This window comes from Microbacterium sp. MTN4-26 (genome assembly GCF_042846595.1).
GTDB classification, from domain to species: domain Bacteria; phylum Actinomycetota; class Actinomycetes; order Actinomycetales; family Microbacteriaceae; genus Microbacterium; species Microbacterium luteum.
In genome coordinates this window covers 224,079-241,907 of record NZ_BTGO01000003.1, presented here as the reverse complement: position 1 = coordinate 241,907, position 17,829 = coordinate 224,079, and the positions used below count along the sequence as shown (strand labels likewise).

The following is a 17,829-nucleotide window of genomic DNA, read 5'->3' as shown; positions in this document are numbered from 1 at the left end:
GGAGCGCCGTTCGTCGAGTCAGCCCGTGGTCGCCATCACTGAACAGCCCGCGGAGTCACCCCGTTGCTGTGGAGACCGCATCACCGACCCGTGCTCATGACGTGGACGCAAGGCTGTACCCGGCCTCCTCGACCGCATGCCGCACCTGCACCGCATCCACCGGCGCCGTGCTGGTCACGGTCACCGTCGATACGCCGCCCGCCTTCAGATCGACGTCGACACCGGAGACACCATCGATCGCGGACACCTCCTCGGTGACGCTGCGCACGCAGTGCGAGCAGGTCATGCCCTCGACCAGGAACTGAGCCGACGCCTCGTCGCCCTCGATCGGCTCCGCAACGAGGGCGGCCGCGTCCTTGGTCGCAGTGCTGTGGGAGGTGGGGCTGCAGCACGCGCAGCCGCCACCGTTGGTCGACCGCAGTCCGAGGTCCCGCAATCCCTGTCCGGCCATGATGTGCTCCCTTCGCGAGCGTTGAGTGAATGTGAGATGCGCGCTTCTATGAGCGCACCAGGCGCGCGATGGCCGCGTTCGCCTCACGCAGCTTCTCCTGCGCGACCGGCCCGCCTTCGCCGACGGCTTCCGCGACGCAATGTCCGAGGTGGTCTTCCAGCAGAGTCAGCGCAACCGACTCCAACGCCTACGTGACCGCGGAGACCTGGGTGAGGACGTCGATACAGTAGGCCTCCTCGTCGACCATTCGCGCGATCCCGCGCACCTGGCCCTCGGCCCGACGCAACCTCATCAGCAGCGCCTGCTTGTCGCCCGAATATCCGTGTGCCATCCCGCACCTCCGTCGCACCATCCAATGTACCCGCTAGGGGTATGGGGTATAAAGAGGCGCGACTGGGCGGATCCGAGTCAGAGCCTGTTGTCGACGGAAACAGCCATTGCCGCATCCCACCCACGATGTGGGTATATCTAGATAGGTAGATATACTTATGCCCTTGAGGAGCACACTGTGACGATGAAGACGACGCCCGTTCGCGGGAACGAGCCGATGGCGGCGGGCCAGGCGTCCGCCCTGGCCGAGTTCCTGCGCACCCTGGGCGACGCGACCCGGTTGCGGATCCTGACCGCCTTGGACGGCGTGTGCGTGCCGGTCACCGCGATCGTCGAGGCCACCGGGGAACGCCAGCCGACCGTGTCTCACCACCTGCGCATCCTGCGCGACCGCGGTCTCGTGGTCGGGGAGCGGCGCGGCGGATACGTCTACTACTGCCTCGCGACCGAGGGCATCCGCGACGCTCTTGACGTCCTCCAAGGTCTGGCCGGCGGCGAGCCAGCCGAGTGATCTCGATCTCCCCCACCGCCGACCCCGAACACCAGCCGAAAGGGAACCATCCGATGACCGCCCAGATCTCGCCGACTGCTCTCACCGTCGACGGAGGCGTCGACCTGCTCCTCCCCCGTGAGACACCGCTGGAGGTACTGGACGCGTTCGTGGCCTCGTGCAACGTCGGCGCGTGCGGGTGCGGCGACACCTTCGTCTCGCGCATCACCAATGTGGAACTGCACGACGAACCCGGACGCCGCAGGGTTCGGATCAGCGGCGACATCACCCCCGACGAGGTCCTCAGCGAGCTTGCCACCACCTCGCTGTCGCAACAGTCCTGACGACCCGACTGCGACTCGAGACCACCCCTCAGAAGCAACCCACGAGGCCCCCCTTGTTCGACTACGCCCAGCCTCCCCGCACAACAGGCGCCTCCCCCGCCGCATCCCGCTCCGCAGCTGACTGCTCGCCCATCATGGCGGACTCCGCGCGCCGAGCACCCAGCGGGAAGCCCGCGGGCAGACGAGTGCCGCGACGAATCGCATGACCGCCGCTACGCCGCCGCCGCGCCTCGGATTGCGGGAGAACGCTCCGCAGTTCGCGCTGCTCGTCGCCGTGAACGCACTCGTCGGGGGCATGGTCGGTCAAGAGCAGACCGTCCTGCCGTTGCTCGCGCGCGACGTGTTCGGGATCACCGGATACACCATGGTGCTCAGCTACGTCGCCGTGTTCGGAGTCACCAAGGCGATCTCGAACTGGTTCGCCGGCACCCTCTCGGACAGATTCGGACGCAAACCGGTGCTCCTGGCCGGGTGGCTCGTCGCAGTGCCCGTCCCGCTGATGCTGATCTGGGCACCCGACTGGGGATGGGTCGTCGCCGCGAACGCGCTCCTCGGGGTGAGCCAGGGCCTGACCTGGTCCACGACCGTGGTCATGAAGATCGACCTCGTCGGCCCCCGCCAGCGCGGTCTCGCGATGGGACTGAACGAAGCCGCCGGCTACGGCGCCGTCGCCGTCTCCTCCCTCCTGGCCGGGTACCTCGCCAGCGAGTACGGGCTGCGTCCCGCACCGTTCCTGCTCGGCATCGCCTACACCGCCCTCGCGCTCATCATCACGGGCATCTTCGTCCGGGAGACCCACGGGCACGCTCGCGCCGAGGCCGCACAGCTCGCACCCGCCACCAGCCGGCCCCGCCAGGACGCGGACCTGACGCACCGGCGAATCTGGTTCCTCGCGAGCATCCGCGAACCCGCCCTCGCCTCCGCGAGCGCCGCCGGGCTCGTGAACAACCTGAACTTCGGCCTCTCATGGGGGCTGTTTCCGCTGCTGTTCGCCACCCGCGACCTCTCCACCGCGCAGATCGCGCTCCTGTTCGCGCTGTACCCGGGCGTGTGGGGCATCGGGCAGCTGTTCACCGGCGCCCTGTCGGACCGCATCGGCCGCAAGCACCTCGTCACCGGCGGCATGGCCCTCCAGGCCATCGCCCTGATCATCATCGGCGCGGGCAGCGGGCTCGGCGCCTGGGCCACCGGGACGATCCTTCTCGGCCTGGGCACGGCGATGGTCTACCCGACCCTCCTCGCCGTCGTCGGCGACGTCGCGCACCCCGCGTGGCGCGCACGCGCCGTCGGCGTCTACCGCGTCTGGCGGGACCTCGGCTACGCCGTCGGCGCAGTCATCGGCGGAATCGTCGCCGACCTCCTCAGCCTGCAGGCCGCACTGTGGGTCGCCGCAGCGATCTCCGCGGTCGTCGCCGCGATCGTCGCCGGGAGGATGTACGAGACTCTCTCCACACAACACCGCAACGGAGCATCGGCCACCTGAGCCCTCTGCGGTGCTCCCAACGCGCCCTCTCCGACGCCGATCCGAGCGCGCACGACGGAGCCTCAATCGTGCACCATCCTGGCCGTACCCCACCCACCTCTTCCGGGCCACTACCCGAGGTCACCGGTCGCCCATCATGCAAATACCGACAGTTGTCCGCAAGACACGCTGGTGCAGCTCGAGCGCACCCGCCAGCGTCCGCGGTCGGCGCTACCCTGACCCCGAGGTCACCCATGGGAAGCATCACGGCGTACGAGATCGCGGCGGGCAAGCGCTACCGCGTGCGCTGGCGCGATGACCAGCAGAAGCAGGTCGAGAAGAAGGGCTTCCGCACCAAGAAGGACGCCGAGCTCTACCTCGCGCACACCGAGGTCTCGCGCTCGAACGGCTCCTATACCGACCCCGGTGAGGCGCGTATCACTGTCGGAGCGCTGGGCGTCGAGTGGCTGCGCAACAAGAAGCACGCACTCAAGGCTTCCTCGTTCAGCTCCTTGAACACGTCGTGGCGGGTGTATGTCCTCCCCCGCTGGGGCGACGTTCGGATCGGAGACATTCGCGCGTCGCACGTGGAGCAGTGGATCCGAGAGCTGTCGGAGGGCACCGCGACGACGACGCGGACGAAGAGCGCGAAGGCCGGCGCAAGCCCCCGGTCTGCAAGCGTCGTCTATCGCGCGCTCGGCGTGCTCGCCGGCATCCTTGACACAGCTGTGCGCGACGGACGCATCCCTCGAAACGTCGCTCGCGGCGCTCAGAATCTGCCCCCGAAACAGTCCCAGAAGCCGCGTCGCTACCTGACCCACAGCGAGGTCGTTCGCCTCGCCGAGGCGACCAACAACGACACGCATAGGACGCTGATCCTTCTGCTCTCGTACTGCGGCCTCCGGTGGAGCGAAGCGATCGGCATGCACGTGAGCGACATCATCTTCCCGAGACACCGAATTCAGGTGCAGCGAGCGGCGGTCGAGGTCGAAGGCAAGATCGTGCTCGGCACACCGAAGAACTGGGAGCGCCGGCTGGTGCCATTCCCGGCCTTCCTGGAAGAGCCGCTGGAGCAGCTGTGTCGCGGCAAGCGCGCCGACGATCTGGTCTTCACCGATCTGCAGGGCAAGCATCTGCGCCGCGCGAAGACGCAGCACGGCGTGAACTCGTGGTTCACCACGGCGCTCGACCTCGCCGACATCGAGCGGCTGACTCCGCACGACCTGCGTCACACCGCCGCGAGCCTCGCGATCTCGTCGGGTGCGAACGTCAAGGCCGTGCAGCGGATGCTGGGACACAAGTCGGCGGCGATGACGCTCGACACCTACGCCGACCTCTTCGACGACGACCTCGCCGACGTGGCCGAACGGATGAATCAGGGTGGGCTCAACGCGAACGTCGCGCGGCTCTGGGAGACCTGACGGGGCGTTTCGTCTCGCTGCGCTCGCTCAACGACCGACGGCGCATGAACTGCAACTAGCGGCTTTCGGACACGCTTTTCGACCTATATGCGCCAGAAGCTTGTGGGCGATTTGTGGGCGACTCGGTATCGCGCCGCTCATCCACGGGCGAAGAAAAGCCCCGCGATCCCTACTCTCGTAAGGGATCGCGGGGCTTCAACTCCGTGACAGCGGCAGTGGAGATGGGGGGAATCGAACCCCCGTCCATCGCTGGGTCGCTGCGGCTTCTCCGGGCGCAGTCTGTGCAGACGTTCTGCTCGGCCCCGACCTTTGTCACAGACACCTAAGTCGACGGGCCCAGCCTGGAAAGAGTCCCGCGTGACGTCCAGACGCCGTCACGCAGCAAGATCCCTAGATGACGCCAGTACCCGTGACGGGATCACGCACGGACTGACGGACTATCGGGCTCGCTTACGCAGCGAGGGCGAAGTCAGACTGCTTCTTATCGGCAGTTATTGGTTTGCAGGGGGCGTTCACGAGATAACCCTGCATCCTCGGCCCGCTTCACGCAGTTACGCAGACGATGTCGAAACCGATCATCCCCGTGCGTTCCTTCGTGCGAAGGACCGTTGTCACACTGTGGAGTTGCCAAGCTCGGATCCGATGGAATCCGAGCACATCAGAATACAACGGATGCGCGGCATCCGCCATTCCCGCACGTCACACCGATTCGAGCTCGCCGCGCACGATCGAGTCGCCCGAATGCGTGGGATCACCGTCGAGAGGCTCCTCGGAGATGTCCACGAGCACGTACTCGTCGATATCGACGTCGTCAGGAATCGCGAAGGTGCCTTCCGATCCCTCTAGCACACCGAGGCTCACGATCGCCGACGCGTCGGCGGTGATCAGCCACACCTCGCGGTAGGCGTCGGTGCCGGCGGCATCCGCGTCGAGTTCGACCGTGATCCGACGCTCACCATCCGGGTCCTCGACGACGACCGCGGTGCCGGCAGCACCAGGGTGACCCGGGAACGCGTCGAGAGCGGCCGCGGCAAGCTCCGTGGGCGCCGGGCGGAGGATCGAGGTGACCCCGACCACGACCAGAACGGCGGCCACCGACGCGGCCAGCGCGAAGACGACCTTCGTCCAGCGTCGCGTTCCCCGCTTCGGTTCGGGCGTCTCGTCTGAATCCGACGCCGCCGGGCCGTCGACGATGTCCGCCGCGGGCGCCACATCGATCGTGGCGCTGTCGGTGTCGACGTCGGGCGCCGAGGCGGCCGCCATTCCGACCTCGGCGGCGATGCGCTCCCACACGCGAGCCGGCGGCGCCTCGAGGTCGCCGACGGTGAGCGTCGAGCGTCCCACCAGCACGGCACGGCTGAGCTCGGTGAACTCCGTCGCGCACAGGCTGCACTCCTGCAGATGAGCCGACTCATCGGGATCGGCGTCTTCGCCCAGCGCGATCAGCGCCAGCCTCTCGGCATCAAGATGCGACATGACTCACCTCCAGTCGTTCTCGCAGTCGCTTCAGACTTCGCCTGATATGGCTCTTCACGGTACCCAACGGCATGTCCAGCCGATGGGAGATCTGGTCGTGCGTGAGGTCGTCGTAGAACGCCAGCCTCACGACTTTCTGCGCGTCCGGTTCCAGTCGGTCCAGTTCGTCCGCCAGCAGGAGCCTGTCGGCCAGGTCGATCTCCGACCCCACCAGGCTGTCGGGATCGGTGTAGTGCTGCATCTCCTCCTGGAGCCGCCTCACCCGCGCTCGCGCCTCATGCGTGTCGGCGATCCGCCGCCGGCAGATCGTCACCAGCCATGTCGACAGCTTCGCCTTGTCGGGGTCGTATCTCTCCCGCGATGTCCAGGCCGAGACGAAGGTCTTCTGGGTGACATCCTCCGCATCGCCTCGATCACCGAGCGAGCGCAGCGCGAGGGTGAAGACGACCGCCGACCAGCGGCGGTAGACCTCTTCGAGCGCGCGGTCCTCACCTCTGCGGAACCGCTCGCACAGGTCGCGTTCGTCGGGATCCACAACGCCACCCCCTGCCTCTCGGGTCACCACCTCGATCGTCTCAGGCGGGTGCGGCGATCGCCACCACATTGTCCTGGTACCGGCCGGTGGCGGAGTCGAACGCCCCGCCGCAGGTGATGAGCACCAGTGTTCCCTCTCCCTCCCGCGAGAACAGCTCGTTGACGGGCAGCTCCGCCTTCGGGTAGTAGGTGACGCTCTCGAGAACGTACGGATGCACGACTCCGTCGGCGTCCGCGACTTCGATCCGCTCCCCTGCGCCGAGGTCGCGAAGGCGACTGAACGGCCCGATCGGGTAGCCGGGGGCATCCACATGCGCCGAGATGACCGTGTTGCCGGTCTCACTCGTCGGATCGGACCCCCACCGGTACCAGCCGGCGATCGCGGGATCCTCGGGCAGCTCCATGAACCCACCCTCCTCGACGCCGACGTCGACCACGGGCACGTCGACCCCGATCGACGCGATGCTGACCGATGTCGGAGGCACCGCGCGCCGCGGCGGCGAGGGGGTCGCCGCCGCGACCGGCACGTCGACCGACGCCGTCGGTGCGGGTGCCGCCGAAGTGCGGACAGGTGCCGGTGTCACCGTGGGGGATTCGGTGACCGACTCCTGTCCGCACCCGGCCAGGGCAAGAACGATCGCGACGGGGGCGAGGCCCGTCGCGATCGCCTTGCGGATCATGCGGGTTCTCAGCGCTCGGCCCGCTTGCGCGAGACGACCACGGCCGACGTGGCGATCGCCGCAGCGACACCGAAAGCGCCGACGATCAGGAGGGTCTGCATCATCGCGTCGCGCTCGGCCAGCTGGCCGCCGGAGCCGGACGGAACACCGTCGGGAGCCGAGTGGAGCCCGTCGATCGTCTGCACGGCGAGGTCGAGGTTGTCGTCCTCGAGGCTGCCCCACGCGTAGACGATGGTGAGCACACCTTCTTCGACGGCGACGTCGGCCGGTCCGATCACCGGGTCGGTGGTGCCGGTCGCAGCGACGGATGCCTCGATCGTTCCCGCGGCGAGATCGAGGGTCGCCTCCTCGGGGTTCGCGAGGTTCTCAATCACCGCGGTGCCTCCCACGAGCACATCCACAGCGGGCGCCGCGGCGTCGTGGCGTACGGTCAGTCGGCCTTCTCCCGGAGCGGTCTCGGAGATGTCGTTCACATACGGGGTGACCGTCGGCTCGCCGCCCTCGGTGAGGTGGGCCACCGCGGTGTAGCTCGTGTTGGCTTCGAGGGTGACGCTGACGGGACCGAGGATGGGGTCGCTCGCGTCGGCCGCATCGGTCGCCGTCAGAGCGACTTCGTAATCGCCCGCCGCGAGGTCGAGCGGGCCGGCGAGGTCGCCGGGCTGAAAGTCGTCGAGGGTCAGTTCGCCATTGACGTAGACGTCGACGGGGGTGTCGGGGATGCCATGGAGCACCGACAGGTCAGCGGTGGTGTCCGAGATGGCGTACGCGGGGGCTGCCAGACCGAAAGCGGCGATCGCTCCGGCGGTGATACCCGCTGCGAGGGTCTTACGCACGATAGTCCTCCTTGGAATCACGGGCGGCTGGGCACCGCCTCATGCCTATGTGTTCCGGGAGGGTGTGCGATTCGGATGCAGGTGGCGGATATTTCGCTCGCCGCCGGCGTGGCGGAGGCGATTATCTGGTTGCGGGAAGCGACGGGGCCTCATCCGACGTCGTGCCGGCGACCATCGGGGCGATCACGGTCGCCGACGCGACGGCGGCGAGGCCGGCGACGACCGCGACCGCGACGGTGGCAACCAGCATCTTCAGCGCGGAGGTCTTCATCGCGGGTCACGTTATCGTGACCGTCGGCATCGCGTCCACCTTCGCCGCCAACCTGTGACCCGCCCGTGAGGGGCGACCCGTCAGCCCGAGCGGGTCACTCGCCGAGGCGGTTGCGGGTGCGCATGGCCCGCTCGGCCTCGCGCTTGTCCTGACGTTCGCGCAGCGTCTGACGTTTGTCGTACTCCGCCTTACCCTTGGCGATCGCGATCTCCACCTTCGCGCGGCCGTCGCTGAAGTACAGACGCAGCGGCACGAGGGTGTAGCCGCCGGCCGACGCCGCGTGGCCGAGACGCTCGATCTCGTCCTTGTGCAGCAGCAGCTTGCGGGTGCGCTTGGCGGAGTGGTTCGTCCAGTGGCCCTGCGAATACTGCGGGATGTTCACCGCATCCAAGAACGCCTCGCCCTTGTCGATGAAGGCATAGCCGTCGGTGAGATTCGCGCGCCCCTCGCGCAGCGACTTCACCTCGGTGCCCATGAGCACCAGACCCGCTTCGTAGGTCTTCTCGATGGTGTAGTCGTGGCGGGCGCGACGGTTGGTCGCGACGACCTTCTCTCCGCGTTCCCGGACCATGATGACTCCTCGTATGACGGATGCCGCTCGAGACGGCAGCCCATCAGTCTAGCAAGCGTCTCACGCCGTGCTCGGGCGCGGTCAGGCGCGCAGCCAGCGCCGGATCGCGAAGCTCGCCGAGAGGGCCGCGAGCACGGCGCCGATCACGATGAGAACGGGCACCACCAGCAGGGCATCGCCGACGTCGACCCACGTCGTGACGAACTCCACGCGCCCGCGCAGGTAGTCCTCGACGCCGAAGTGCACTCCGGCGAGCACGGCGCCGCTGGCGAGCACGGAACCCAGCAACGCCGCGAAGACGCCCTCCAACACGAACGGCGTCTGGATGAACCGGTTCGACGCGCCCACCAGGCGCATGATGCCGAGCTCTCGTCGTCGGGCATACGCCGACAGCCGGATGGTCGTCGCGATCAGCAGCACCGCGGCGACGAGCATGAGCACCGCGATGCCGACCGCGATGTAGGTCGCGACGGTCAGCGCGGAGAAGAGGGGGTCGAGGTACTGCAGCTGATCCGCAACCTCTTCGACGCCGTCCATGCCGGCGAAGGCCTCGATCAGCACGTCGGACTGACGCTGGTCGACGAGGTTGATCCAGAAGGTCTGGTTCATCTGCTCGGGCGAGATGATGTTCGCGTAGTCCTCGCCGAGGAGCTCCAAGGCGTTCGCGTACGCTTCATCCTGGTCCTCGAAGCGCACATCGCGGATCAGAGGCGCCAGCGCGGGACCGTCGAGGGTCTCCTCCACCTGCGCGACCTGGTCCTCCGTCGCGACGCCGTCGGCACAGGTGGCCGTCTGCTGCGAGACCGATGTGCACATGTACACCGCGACCTGGGCGCGATCGACCCAATAATCGCGCATCGTTCCGATCTGCATCTGCATGAGCATCGCCGCGCCGACGAAGGTCAGTGAGACGAAGGTGACCAGCACCACGGACACGACCATCGAGGCGTTGCGGCGCAGCCCGCCGAGAGCCTCGGCGAGGACCAGACGGAATCTCACGACGTCGGCCCCACTTCGTCCTGATCGCCCTTGCCGAGACCGAGGCGGTCGGCGACACCCAGCTCCTCCACCTCGACCTCGGCGATGTCGATGACCGGCACCGGCTGCGTGCGGTGCCGGCGTTCCTCGGATCCCGGTTCGGCCTCCGATGGGGCTGCCGGCGTCTCGGCGACGGGCGCGACCCCGGTCGTCTGCGGTTCGGGAACGGATGCGGCAGGGCGCGCCGGGGCGACGGCCGGCGTCACCGGCTCGGCCGCAGAAGCGGGCTCGGGCGCCGGCGCGGCAGCGGGAGCCACCGGTGTCGAGGGATCCGCAGCGGCGGGGGTCGCGCGGCGGGCGATGGAGGCCGCCGCCTCACGCTGCACCTCGAGGACCTCGGTGAGCGCCGCCACCGCGGCCGCGCCGCGCACCGGCTCGGGCGCGAGGGTCGGCAGGCCCGACGTGTCGCCGTAGCCGCCGTGACTGTCGTCCCGAACCATCGCACCGTTCTTCAACTCGATCACGCGGCGCTGCATCTGGTCGACGAAGTTCGCTTCGTGCGTGGCCATGACCACCGTCGTCCCTCCGGCGTTGATGCGGGCCAGCAGCCGCATGATGTCGATCGAGGTGCCGGGGTCGAGGTTTCCGGTCGGTTCGTCCGCGAGCAGCACCTGCGGACGATTCACCAGGGCGCGAGCGATGGCCACGCGCTGCTGCTCTCCTCCCGAGAGCTCGTGCGGCATCCGCTTCTCCTTGCCGGCCAGGCCCACCAGGGCGAGCACCTCCGGCACCGCCTGCTGGATGAAGGCGCGGGAGGAGCCGATCACCTGCAGGGTGAAGGCGACGTTCTGGAAGACGGTCTTGCCCGGAAGCAGGCGGAAGTCCTGGAACACGGCGCCGACGTGACGGCGGAAGTAGGGAACCTTGCGACTGGACAGCGTGCGCAGGTCACGTCCGAGCACGACGACGCGACCGTCGCTCGGCACCTCCTCGCGCAGGATGAGGCGCAGACACGACGACTTCCCCGATCCCGACGCGCCGACGAGGAAGACGAACTCGCCGCGGAGCACCTCGAAGTCGACGTTGTCGAGCGCGGGGCTCTTGGTGCCGCGATAGCGCTTGGTGACGTTCTCGAACCGGATCATGGCGAGACGAGCCTAGGCGAGCGCATCCGTCACACCCTCAGCGACACCCTGGCTCGCCCGTCACATAACGAATAAACAGGAACGGGGTCACGATCACCGGCCATCACCCCGGATGTGGATTCGAGGCCGCACCGTCGAGCCAGAGCGTGTCGACCGCGTCGCGGTGCGAACCGTCTGTGCCGACGTGCTTCGCATCGATGCGCTCGCCCTTCGTGATCACATGCACGAGCGCCATGCCGTGTCCGCGGCCGAGGCCGTACTCGTCCTTCAGCCAGGCGAGGATCGGGGCCGCCTTGGTCTCCGGTCCGAAGCCCCTCTCGGTCGCCCTCACGATGAACTCTCGCGGCGTGACACCGGTCTTGGCCTCGATGTTGTCGAGATACGCCTGGAACGACATGGTGACTCCTCCGATGCGGTCATGCGAAGGCTAGCGGATACCGCCGAAGCGGCCGAGATATCAGTCGTCGTCGTCTTTGCGCTTGCGCCACCGGATTCCCGCGGCGATGAAGCCGTCGAGGTCGCCGTCGAACACCGTCGCGGGGTTCCCGACCTCGTGACCGGTGCGAAGGTCTTTCACGAGCTGCTGGCCGTAGAGGAAGTAGGAGCGCATCTGATCGCCCCAGCTGGCGGTGATGGTGCCCGCGAGCTCCTTCTTCTTCGCCGCTTCCTCCTCCTTCTGCAGCAGCATCAGGCGGGTCTGCAGCACCCGCATCGCCGCAGCGCGGTTCTGGATCTGCGACTTCTCGTTCTGCATCGAGACCACGATGCCGGTCGGGAGGTGGGTCAGCCGCACCGCCGAGTCGGTCGTGTTGACCGACTGACCGCCGGGCCCCGAGGAGCGGAACACGTCGACGCGGATGTCGTTCTCGGGGATGTCGACCTCCTGCGCCTCCTCCATCACCGGAATGACCTCGACGGCGGCGAAGCTCGTCTGCCGCTTGTCGGCGGCACCGAAGGGGCTGATGCGGGCGAGCCGGTGCGTTCCCGCCTCGACGGACAGCGTTCCGTAGGCGTAGGGGGCGTCGATCTCGAACGTCGCAGACTTGATCCCGGCGCCTTCGGCGTAGGAGGTGTCCATGACCTTGGTGGAGTAGCCGTGGCGCTCCGCCCAGCGCAGATACATGCGCAGCAGCATCTCCGCGAAGTCCGTCGCGTCGTCGCCGCCGGCACCGGATCGGATGGTGACGACCGCGGCGCGTTCGTCGTACTCGCCGTCCAGCAGCGTCTGGACTTCGAGCTGGTTGACGACGTCTTCGAGTTCAGCGAGCTCGTGACGTGCCTCCTCGGCGGAATCCTCGTCGTCCATCTCGACAGCGAGCTCCACGAGAACCTCGAGGTCGTCGATGCGCTTCTCGACCTCGGTGACGCGCTTGAGCTCGTGCTGACGGTGGCTGAGAGCGCTGGTGACCTTCTGCGCGTTCTCCACATCGTCCCAGAGATCGGGAGCGGCGGCGGCGTCGCTGAGCCGGGCGATCTCCTTCTCGAGCGCGTCGACATCGACGACGGCCTTGATATCGGAGAAGGTCGAGCGCAGGGCCTGGATGTCGGCGGACATATCGAGTTCAAGCATGACGCTCCAGCCTACCGCCGTCGGGCCAGCTGCCGCTGATCCGCGCTCGTGGGACCGCTCCCCCGAGGGCGCGCCCGTGGCGCGGTATCGTCGGGAGCACCATGGCCGAATCCGCGGGACGCATCCTCACGCGCTTCGCGCCGATGATCTACGGCCCCACACTGCTGTTCGCCCTCGGTGAAGGAGCGGTGATCCCGCTCATCCCCGTCATCGCCGCAGAACTCGGCGCGAACGTCGCGGTGAGCGCGCTCGTGGCCTCGTCACTCGTCATCGGCCAACTGGCCGGCAACATCCCCGCCGGCTACGCCGTCGCGCGATTCGGAGAACGGATCACGATGGCCGCTGCGGGGCTCATCGGACTCACGGGAGTCGTGGCGATGGCCCTGGCCCCGGTACTGCCGGTCTTCGCCGCATCCGTCTTCGTCATCGGACTCTGCGCCGCCGCCTTCGGCCTCGCCCGCCACTCGTTCATGACCACACGGGTGCCGCTGTCGTTCCGGGCACGCGCGCTGTCGCTGCTGGGCGGGACATTCCGTCTCGGCATGTTCGTCGGTCCGTTCATCGCCGCGAGCCTGCTGGCTGTCTTCGGGGACGAGCATGCCGCCATCTGGTTCTTCGGCGCGTGCCTGATCGCGACCATCCTGCTGGTGCTGTTCGGCCCCGATCCCGAGACCGCAGTGCCCGAGCGCGGTCGCCCGCGGGTGAGGACCGACGAAGACGGCGACCGCGAGGACACCGGCGAACCCGTCTCCGGGACCATCCCGGTCGGCGGGCGACAGGGGGTGTTCGCGACGATGTGGCGCTACCGCGTCGTGCTGTCGCGGCTCGGACTCGCGGCGGCGTCCCTCTCCGCCGTGCGATCGGCCCGGCAAGTCGTGCTGCCGCTGTGGGGCGTGTCGATCGGGCTCGACGCGCAGACCATCGCCCTCGTCGTCGGCATCTCCGGCGCGATCGACTTCGCCCTGTTCTACGCCAGCGGTCAGGTGATGGACCGTTTCGGGCGTCTGTGGGCGGCGCTTCCGTCGATGGTGCTGATGGGCGCCGGTTTCGCCGCTCTCGCGGTCACCCACGACGGCGCGCAGTCCGCGATGTGGTTCGCGATGTTCGCCGCCGTGCTCGGTGTCGGCAACGGGCTGTCCAGCGGCATCCTGCTCACGCTCGGTGCCGATGTCGCTCCCCCGACGGATCCCGCCCCGTTCCTCGGGTCGTGGCGCACGCTCACCGACGCCGGCGGCGCGGCCTGCCCTCTGCTCGTCTCGGCGGTCACCGCAGCGGCATCCCTCCCGGTCGCCGTCGGCGTCGTCGGCCTGATCGCATTCGCCGGAGCCGGCGCCTTCGTGCGGTGGGTGCCGCGATTCGTGCCGAGGTCGCGATGAGCTCCGACGTGCCGTCCAGCACGGGCGCGTCCTCACACAGCACCGTGCACTTCTGCCGCAGCCGCCATCGCGGGCGACGATGCACCCGGCCGCTGGATCACCCCGGTCTGCACCGGCACCGCGCGATCCTGTGGGCCGGTGCCGCGGCAGACCCCCTCCGCTGTGCCGGGTCCGGCGCACAGGGCCGGGCCGCCACGCCTCTGGCCGACGGATGGCCCCACGGCCGTGCCCTCTGCCCGGTCTGCCTCCGGTTCGTCTCACTCGTGAACGACACCCTCGCCGCGCACGACACCTCCGATCCGGCCGAACCGGCATCCGAGGCCCTCCGCCGACGTGACTGGTTCAACACCATCGGCTGGTGAGCGCGGATCCTGACGCCCCGCCGTGCCGCCATCCCGGCTCCCGCCGTTCCAACTCCCGCCATCTCGCCGCCTCGGCTCCCGCCGCCGTACCGGACCACTCCGCTGTGTCTGCCGCCACCGCCGTGCCACAACTCAGGCTGGCCACCGGATCGGGCCGCGCACCAGAGGCGTGTCGGCAGCTCGCGCCGCTTCCAGCCTGAGTTGATGCACAACAGCGGCGCGAGCGAGTTATCAGCGCCTTGACAGGCAAGCTAGCACTTGCCTATTGTGATCGGCGTGGCCGACATCTATGCGGCGATCGCGGACCCGACGCGCCGGCTCCTCCTCGACGAACTCGCGCGTGCCGATGGGCAGAGCCTGTTCGAACTGTGCAGCCGGCTCACCATGACTCATGGCGTGAACTCGAGCCGTCAGGCGATCTCGCAGCACCTGGCGGTGCTCGAATCCGCCGGGCTGGTGAGTTCCGCGAGGGTCGGGCGCACCAAGATCCACCACCTCCACACCGAGCCGTTCCGTGAGATCACGGAACGGTGGCCGATACCAGCGAAGGATTGACATGAGCATCCGCATCAACCTCACCAGCGTGTTCGTCGACGACCAGTCGAAGGCCCTCGCCTTCTACACGGGTGTGCTCGGTTTCGTCGCGAAGAACGACATCCCCCTCGGCGAGCACCGGTGGCTCACCGTCGTGAGCCCGGATGATCCGTCGGGGCCCGAGCTTCTGCTCGAGCCTGACGCACACCCGGCTGCGCGCACGTACAGCGCGGCGCTCGTGGCCGACGGGATCCCGGCCGCTTCGTTCACCGTCGACGACGTCAGGGAGAGCCACACGGCGCTGTCGGGGCGAGGGGTGACGTTCACGCAGGCGCCGGTGGCGATGGGGCCGGTCGTCACCGCCGTGCTCGACGACACGTGCGGAAACCTCATCCAGCTCACAAGTCCCGCCTGACCGCAGCCTCGCCTGACCGCACACGGCGCACACCGCCACACCCACGCCGGCCCGTCATCGACTCGCTTGTCAGCGGAGCACGGTGCGACTGGTCGCTGTCGACTCCAGACGCACTCCGTCCGGGACGAACAGGGTCACGACGGGTGGATGCCAGACACCGGCGACAGTGACTCGCGAGGATACCCCGTCGGGTGAGCCCGCCGACACGATCGCCGCGTCGGAGCCGAGCGCCCCGAGGAACGTGGACGCCTGCTCAGCGACCGCAGCATCGGTCAGCCGCGCGGTCGGCTCGCCCCCGACGGTGGTGAAGACGAACCCGTCGGCGCCCGCGAGTGCGGCACCGTCGGCGAGCGCGTCCACGCGCTTCTGCGCGAGGTAGAGGCTCGTCGCGTCGACGCACACGAGCACCAAGACGAGGGCGAGGACGACGTAGCCGAGGGTGAGCGGCAGGATGCTGCCCTCCTCGCCCGCGGCTGCGCGGCGCCATCGAGCCGACCCTCCCCCACGAGGCTTCGTGACCTCACACGATGCGCGACTCATCCCGCACTCCACGTTCGCGACACCTTCTGCGCGGAGGTGGCCTCGACCGGCACGCTGGCGAGGCGATCCAGCCCAAGCACATCGGGAACGAGCGGAAGCGCGACGGTCGCCGACACGGTGACCACCACCAGGGCGCCGGCTTGCGGACAGTCACCGGCCGGGCGACATCCGACCTCGACGCGCACCGCGGCCGGATCGATGCCGTACTCGTCGACGACCGATGCCAGCACCCGCTCGACCCGACCGGCCGCGGCGCCGGCATCCTCGGCCGTCGAGATCGCTCGCGCGATATGACGCGCAGCGGCCTCGGTGCCGAGCGACTGATGCTGAACGAGCGACAACGTGATCACCAGGTAGATCAGCGGCACGAGCATCAGCAGACCGACCACGATGAACTCCAGCGCCGCCGAGCCGGCATCGTCCGCGACGACACGCGTCGCCCTCGCGTGCAGCCACCTGAGAGCCGTTGCGGGCGTCGCCGTGGACCGCGGCTCAGTCGAAGCTCTCCAGGGGCGCATGCGCGGTCACCTCCATCCCGTGGGGCAGGCCGAACAGACCCGCCAGCGGCAGCGTCGCGCGCACGGTCACCGCAACCGCCGGGTGTCCGAGATGGGAGGTCTGCGTGACATCGACGTCGGCGGCGTACTCCGCCCCGACCGTTCGCGAGACGATCTCACGCGTGCGCGCAGCGCCCTCGCCCAGCGTCGTATCGGCGAGCGCCGCGCGGTGCGCGCCCTCGGCGGCGGCGTCGTGGACGACGTTGCGCACGTACAGTCCGACGCCGAGTTGCAGCACGGCCAGCGTGAGGGCGGTCAGGAGCACGCCGACGAGCACGAACTCGACCGGCGCCGAACCCGTGTCATCCGCGAGGGCGGCCGCGATGCGCCTGCGGAGCCTCGTCACCGGGTCAGAGACCCGACACGCGGTTGATCGCCTGCTCGAACAGACCGGCCAGCGCCGGACCCGCGAGCGCCCAGATCACCACGACGAGCCCGGCCGTCATGAGCGTGATCAGCACCCAGCCGGGCACGTCACCGGTCTCGTCCTCCAGGGCGTCGGCAATGCGCGTACGCACGGCGACCTCGAAGCGGCTCCAGATTCGCAACATCCGATTCTCCTTCTGTGTCATCCGACCCCCAGCCGCAGCATGAGGATCCCGGGGAAGACCGCGAACAGAACGCTCAGCGGCAGGATCATGAAGACGAGGGGCACCAACATCGCGATCTCCTTGCGTCCCGCACTCTCGATGAGCGCGCGCTTGGCGTCTTCGCGGGCGTCGGCGGCCTGAGCGTGGAGCACGTCGGCGAGCGGCGCACCACGGTCGATGGCCGCGACGATCTGATCGACGCTGCGTGTGAGCGCGGGAAGCTCGAGCCGATGCGCCATCGCCGCGAGGGAATCCGCCAGCGACGACCCCGTGCCCACCTCCACCACCGCGGTCCGGATCTCGGCCGTCAGCTCGCCGGCGCCCACCGACGACACGCGACGCAGCGAGTCGAGCATCCCTTCGCCCGCCGAGAGGCACAGCGCGAGGAACTCCAAGACCGTCGGCACTTCTTCGCTGATGCGCGACAGTCGGGCGGACGCCGCCCGCGACAGCCACACGTCGCACCCGAAGTAGGCGATCGCCCCACCGACGACCGGCAGCAGAAGGGATGCGGCTCCCCCGCGTCCGAGCAGAACGAGCGCCACCGCGAACACACCGCCGGCCGCGAAGCCGGCGAGGGCACCGCCGAGCTGCCTCGCCCGGAACGTGGTGACGTCGACGCGCCACCCCGCCTGCCGCAGGCGCCGCTCGATCGCCTCCGACGAGCCCACCACGCGACCGAGCGCGTCCGCGAGGCGTCGTCCGATCGTGCCGGCGTCCCACGCGGGAAGGCCGCCCCCGTCGACGACGACACCGCGCGGGTCCACGACGTCGCGCACGTACGGGGCGATCCGGCGCGACAGGCTCGGCGCCCCGATGCGCGGAGCCCGCGCGAGCACGAAGCATGCGCCGAGCCCGAAGGCCGTGCCCAGCACGATCGCAAGCGCCAGTTCCGTCAC

General features: G+C 68.8%; 24 protein-coding genes, 1 other RNA gene and 1 pseudogene. 8 read left to right on the top strand and 18 right to left on the bottom strand.

Going from position 1 to position 17,829, the window contains the following annotated elements; all coding sequences use genetic code 11:
- Positions 1–94 precede the first annotated feature (94 nt).
- Together ACGG9C_RS04045 and ACGG9C_RS04040 are read right to left on the bottom strand one after the other, a co-directional pair.
- Positions 95–451 carry a heavy-metal-associated domain-containing protein gene (locus ACGG9C_RS04045; protein WP_194385023.1) on the bottom strand — a complete coding sequence of 119 codons (357 nt, stop codon included), beginning with the start codon at positions 449–451 and terminating at the stop codon, positions 95–97.
- Between the two features lie 46 nt (positions 452–497).
- A pseudogene (locus ACGG9C_RS04040) lies at positions 498–782 on the bottom strand (metal-sensitive transcriptional regulator).
- Between the two features lie 183 nt (positions 783–965).
- On the opposite strand from ACGG9C_RS04040, the gene ACGG9C_RS04035 reads away from it, so the two are divergent.
- The 4 genes from ACGG9C_RS04035 to ACGG9C_RS04020 all read left to right on the top strand — a co-directional run bounded on the left by ACGG9C_RS04035 (position 966) and on the right by ACGG9C_RS04020 (position 4,498).
- The gene (locus ACGG9C_RS04035; protein WP_194385022.1) at positions 966–1,292 is read left to right on the top strand and encodes a helix-turn-helix transcriptional regulator; all 327 of its coding nucleotides are present in this window, start codon (positions 966–968) and stop codon (positions 1,290–1,292) included.
- 53 nt (positions 1,293–1,345) lie between these two features.
- A complete protein-coding gene (locus tag ACGG9C_RS04030; RefSeq protein ID WP_194385021.1) occupies positions 1,346–1,615 on the top strand; it encodes a hypothetical protein in 270 nt (89 codons plus the stop codon).
- A 202-nt stretch (positions 1,616–1,817) separates the two neighbouring features.
- Positions 1,818–3,098: an MFS transporter gene (locus ACGG9C_RS04025; protein WP_194385020.1), complete on the top strand. Its 1,281-nt coding sequence runs from the start codon at positions 1,818–1,820 to the stop codon at positions 3,096–3,098.
- Between the two features lie 233 nt (positions 3,099–3,331).
- Complete coding sequence (locus tag ACGG9C_RS04020) at positions 3,332–4,498, top strand: tyrosine-type recombinase/integrase (protein WP_194385019.1); 1,167 nt, start codon at positions 3,332–3,334, stop codon at positions 4,496–4,498.
- Positions 4,499–4,711: 213 nt separating this feature from the next.
- On the opposite strand, the gene ssrA is transcribed toward ACGG9C_RS04020, so the two are convergent.
- The 11 genes from ssrA to prfB form a co-directional block, all read right to left on the bottom strand.
- Positions 4,712–5,081: a transfer-messenger RNA gene (gene ssrA / locus ACGG9C_RS04015) on the bottom strand.
- 116 nt (positions 5,082–5,197) lie between these two features.
- Positions 5,198–5,974 (bottom strand): anti-sigma factor, encoded by a 777-nt coding sequence (locus tag ACGG9C_RS04010; RefSeq protein WP_194385018.1) that lies wholly within the window; start codon positions 5,972–5,974, stop codon positions 5,198–5,200.
- The gene (locus tag ACGG9C_RS04005; protein WP_228480984.1) at positions 5,961–6,536 is read right to left on the bottom strand and encodes an RNA polymerase sigma factor; all 576 of its coding nucleotides are present in this window, start codon (positions 6,534–6,536) and stop codon (positions 5,961–5,963) included. Before ACGG9C_RS04005 ends, ACGG9C_RS04010 begins: the two co-directional genes overlap by 14 nt.
- A gap of 13 nt (positions 6,537–6,549) precedes the next feature.
- On the bottom strand, positions 6,550–7,188 hold the full coding sequence (locus ACGG9C_RS04000) for a class F sortase (RefSeq protein WP_194385017.1): 639 nt from the start codon (positions 7,186–7,188) through the stop codon (positions 6,550–6,552).
- 8 nt (positions 7,189–7,196) lie between these two features.
- Positions 7,197–8,021: a DUF4397 domain-containing protein gene (locus tag ACGG9C_RS03995; protein ID WP_071043017.1), complete on the bottom strand. Its 825-nt coding sequence runs from the start codon at positions 8,019–8,021 to the stop codon at positions 7,197–7,199.
- A 121-nt stretch (positions 8,022–8,142) separates the two neighbouring features.
- Positions 8,143–8,292, bottom strand: a complete 150-nt coding sequence (locus ACGG9C_RS03990) for a hypothetical protein (RefSeq protein WP_176759355.1) — start codon at positions 8,290–8,292, stop codon at positions 8,143–8,145.
- A 94-nt stretch (positions 8,293–8,386) separates the two neighbouring features.
- The gene (smpB, locus tag ACGG9C_RS03985; protein WP_071043015.1) at positions 8,387–8,863 is read right to left on the bottom strand and encodes an SsrA-binding protein SmpB; all 477 of its coding nucleotides are present in this window, start codon (positions 8,861–8,863) and stop codon (positions 8,387–8,389) included.
- Between the two features lie 81 nt (positions 8,864–8,944).
- Positions 8,945–9,862 (bottom strand): permease-like cell division protein FtsX, encoded by a 918-nt coding sequence (ftsX, locus tag ACGG9C_RS03980; RefSeq protein WP_071043013.1) that lies wholly within the window; start codon positions 9,860–9,862, stop codon positions 8,945–8,947.
- Positions 9,859–10,986 (bottom strand): cell division ATP-binding protein FtsE, encoded by a 1,128-nt coding sequence (ftsE, locus tag ACGG9C_RS03975; protein WP_194385016.1) that lies wholly within the window; start codon positions 10,984–10,986, stop codon positions 9,859–9,861. The genes ftsX and ftsE overlap by 4 nt, the downstream gene beginning before the upstream one ends.
- A 103-nt stretch (positions 10,987–11,089) precedes the next feature.
- Entirely contained in the window at positions 11,090–11,383 is a 294-nt protein-coding gene (locus tag ACGG9C_RS03970; protein ID WP_194385015.1) for a DUF4287 domain-containing protein, read from the bottom strand.
- Between the two features lie 60 nt (positions 11,384–11,443).
- On the bottom strand, positions 11,444–12,556 hold the full coding sequence (prfB, locus tag ACGG9C_RS03965) for a peptide chain release factor 2 (protein WP_194385014.1): 1,113 nt from the start codon (positions 12,554–12,556) through the stop codon (positions 11,444–11,446).
- 101 nt (positions 12,557–12,657) lie between these two features.
- Between prfB and ACGG9C_RS03960 the strand changes: the two genes are divergently transcribed.
- From ACGG9C_RS03960 to ACGG9C_RS03945, 4 genes are all read left to right on the top strand, one after another.
- Entirely contained in the window at positions 12,658–13,932 is a 1,275-nt protein-coding gene (locus tag ACGG9C_RS03960) for an MFS transporter (protein ID WP_194385013.1), read from the top strand.
- Positions 13,933–13,940: 8 nt separating this feature from the next.
- On the top strand, positions 13,941–14,294 hold the full coding sequence (locus ACGG9C_RS03955) for a hypothetical protein (RefSeq protein WP_228480983.1): 354 nt from the start codon (positions 13,941–13,943) through the stop codon (positions 14,292–14,294).
- A 276-nt stretch (positions 14,295–14,570) separates the two neighbouring features.
- Positions 14,571–14,849: a helix-turn-helix transcriptional regulator gene (locus ACGG9C_RS03950; protein ID WP_194385011.1), complete on the top strand. Its 279-nt coding sequence runs from the start codon at positions 14,571–14,573 to the stop codon at positions 14,847–14,849.
- 1 nt (position 14,850) lies between these two features.
- Positions 14,851–15,243, top strand: a complete 393-nt coding sequence (locus ACGG9C_RS03945; protein WP_272872950.1) for a VOC family protein — start codon at positions 14,851–14,853, stop codon at positions 15,241–15,243.
- 69 nt (positions 15,244–15,312) lie between these two features.
- Here the strand turns inward: ACGG9C_RS03945 and ACGG9C_RS03940 are convergent, their stop codons facing one another.
- The 5 genes from ACGG9C_RS03940 to ACGG9C_RS03920 are packed head-to-tail and all read right to left on the bottom strand — an operon-like array spanning position 15,313 to position 17,829.
- A complete protein-coding gene (locus ACGG9C_RS03940) occupies positions 15,313–15,783 on the bottom strand; it encodes a pilus assembly protein TadG-related protein (protein WP_194385010.1) in 471 nt (156 codons plus the stop codon).
- Positions 15,780–16,301 carry a TadE/TadG family type IV pilus assembly protein gene (locus ACGG9C_RS03935; RefSeq protein WP_194385009.1) on the bottom strand — a complete coding sequence of 174 codons (522 nt, stop codon included), beginning with the start codon at positions 16,299–16,301 and terminating at the stop codon, positions 15,780–15,782. The genes ACGG9C_RS03940 and ACGG9C_RS03935 overlap by 4 nt, the downstream gene beginning before the upstream one ends.
- Positions 16,276–16,686 (bottom strand): TadE/TadG family type IV pilus assembly protein, encoded by a 411-nt coding sequence (locus ACGG9C_RS03930; RefSeq protein ID WP_228480982.1) that lies wholly within the window; start codon positions 16,684–16,686, stop codon positions 16,276–16,278. Before ACGG9C_RS03930 ends, ACGG9C_RS03935 begins: the two co-directional genes overlap by 26 nt.
- A gap of 4 nt (positions 16,687–16,690) precedes the next feature.
- Complete coding sequence (locus ACGG9C_RS03925) at positions 16,691–16,891, bottom strand: hypothetical protein (protein WP_071042990.1); 201 nt, start codon at positions 16,889–16,891, stop codon at positions 16,691–16,693.
- A gap of 17 nt (positions 16,892–16,908) precedes the next feature.
- Positions 16,909–17,829, bottom strand: a complete 921-nt coding sequence (locus ACGG9C_RS03920) for a type II secretion system F family protein (RefSeq protein ID WP_286716683.1) — start codon at positions 17,827–17,829, stop codon at positions 16,909–16,911.

Excerpts from the sequence above, each read along its gene's own strand:
- ACGG9C_RS04045 (WP_194385023.1), bottom strand. The coding sequence starts at position 451 with ATGGCCGGACAGGGATTGCGGGACCTCGGACTGCGGTCGACCAACGGT.
- ACGG9C_RS04035 (WP_194385022.1), top strand. The coding sequence starts at position 966 with ATGAAGACGACGCCCGTTCGCGGGAACGAGCCGATGGCGGCGGGCCAG.
- ACGG9C_RS04030 (WP_194385021.1), top strand. The coding sequence starts at position 1,346 with ATGACCGCCCAGATCTCGCCGACTGCTCTCACCGTCGACGGAGGCGTC.
- ACGG9C_RS04025 (WP_194385020.1), top strand. The coding sequence starts at position 1,818 with ATGACCGCCGCTACGCCGCCGCCGCGCCTCGGATTGCGGGAGAACGCT.
- ACGG9C_RS04020 (WP_194385019.1), top strand. The coding sequence starts at position 3,332 with ATGGGAAGCATCACGGCGTACGAGATCGCGGCGGGCAAGCGCTACCGC.
- ACGG9C_RS04010 (WP_194385018.1), bottom strand. The coding sequence starts at position 5,974 with ATGTCGCATCTTGATGCCGAGAGGCTGGCGCTGATCGCGCTGGGCGAA.
- ACGG9C_RS04000 (WP_194385017.1), bottom strand. The coding sequence starts at position 7,188 with ATGATCCGCAAGGCGATCGCGACGGGCCTCGCCCCCGTCGCGATCGTT.
- ACGG9C_RS03990 (WP_176759355.1), bottom strand. The coding sequence starts at position 8,292 with ATGAAGACCTCCGCGCTGAAGATGCTGGTTGCCACCGTCGCGGTCGCG.
- smpB (WP_071043015.1), bottom strand. The coding sequence starts at position 8,863 with ATGGTCCGGGAACGCGGAGAGAAGGTCGTCGCGACCAACCGTCGCGCC.
- ftsE (WP_194385016.1), bottom strand. The coding sequence starts at position 10,986 with ATGATCCGGTTCGAGAACGTCACCAAGCGCTATCGCGGCACCAAGAGC.
- ACGG9C_RS03970 (WP_194385015.1), bottom strand. The coding sequence starts at position 11,383 with ATGTCGTTCCAGGCGTATCTCGACAACATCGAGGCCAAGACCGGTGTC.
- prfB (WP_194385014.1), bottom strand. The coding sequence starts at position 12,556 with ATGCTTGAACTCGATATGTCCGCCGACATCCAGGCCCTGCGCTCGACC.
- ACGG9C_RS03960 (WP_194385013.1), top strand. The coding sequence starts at position 12,658 with ATGGCCGAATCCGCGGGACGCATCCTCACGCGCTTCGCGCCGATGATC.
- ACGG9C_RS03945 (WP_272872950.1), top strand. The coding sequence starts at position 14,851 with ATGAGCATCCGCATCAACCTCACCAGCGTGTTCGTCGACGACCAGTCG.
- ACGG9C_RS03940 (WP_194385010.1), bottom strand. The coding sequence starts at position 15,783 with ATGAGTCGCGCATCGTGTGAGGTCACGAAGCCTCGTGGGGGAGGGTCG.
- ACGG9C_RS03935 (WP_194385009.1), bottom strand. The coding sequence starts at position 16,301 with ATGCGCCCCTGGAGAGCTTCGACTGAGCCGCGGTCCACGGCGACGCCC.
- ACGG9C_RS03925 (WP_071042990.1), bottom strand. The coding sequence starts at position 16,891 with ATGTTGCGAATCTGGAGCCGCTTCGAGGTCGCCGTGCGTACGCGCATT.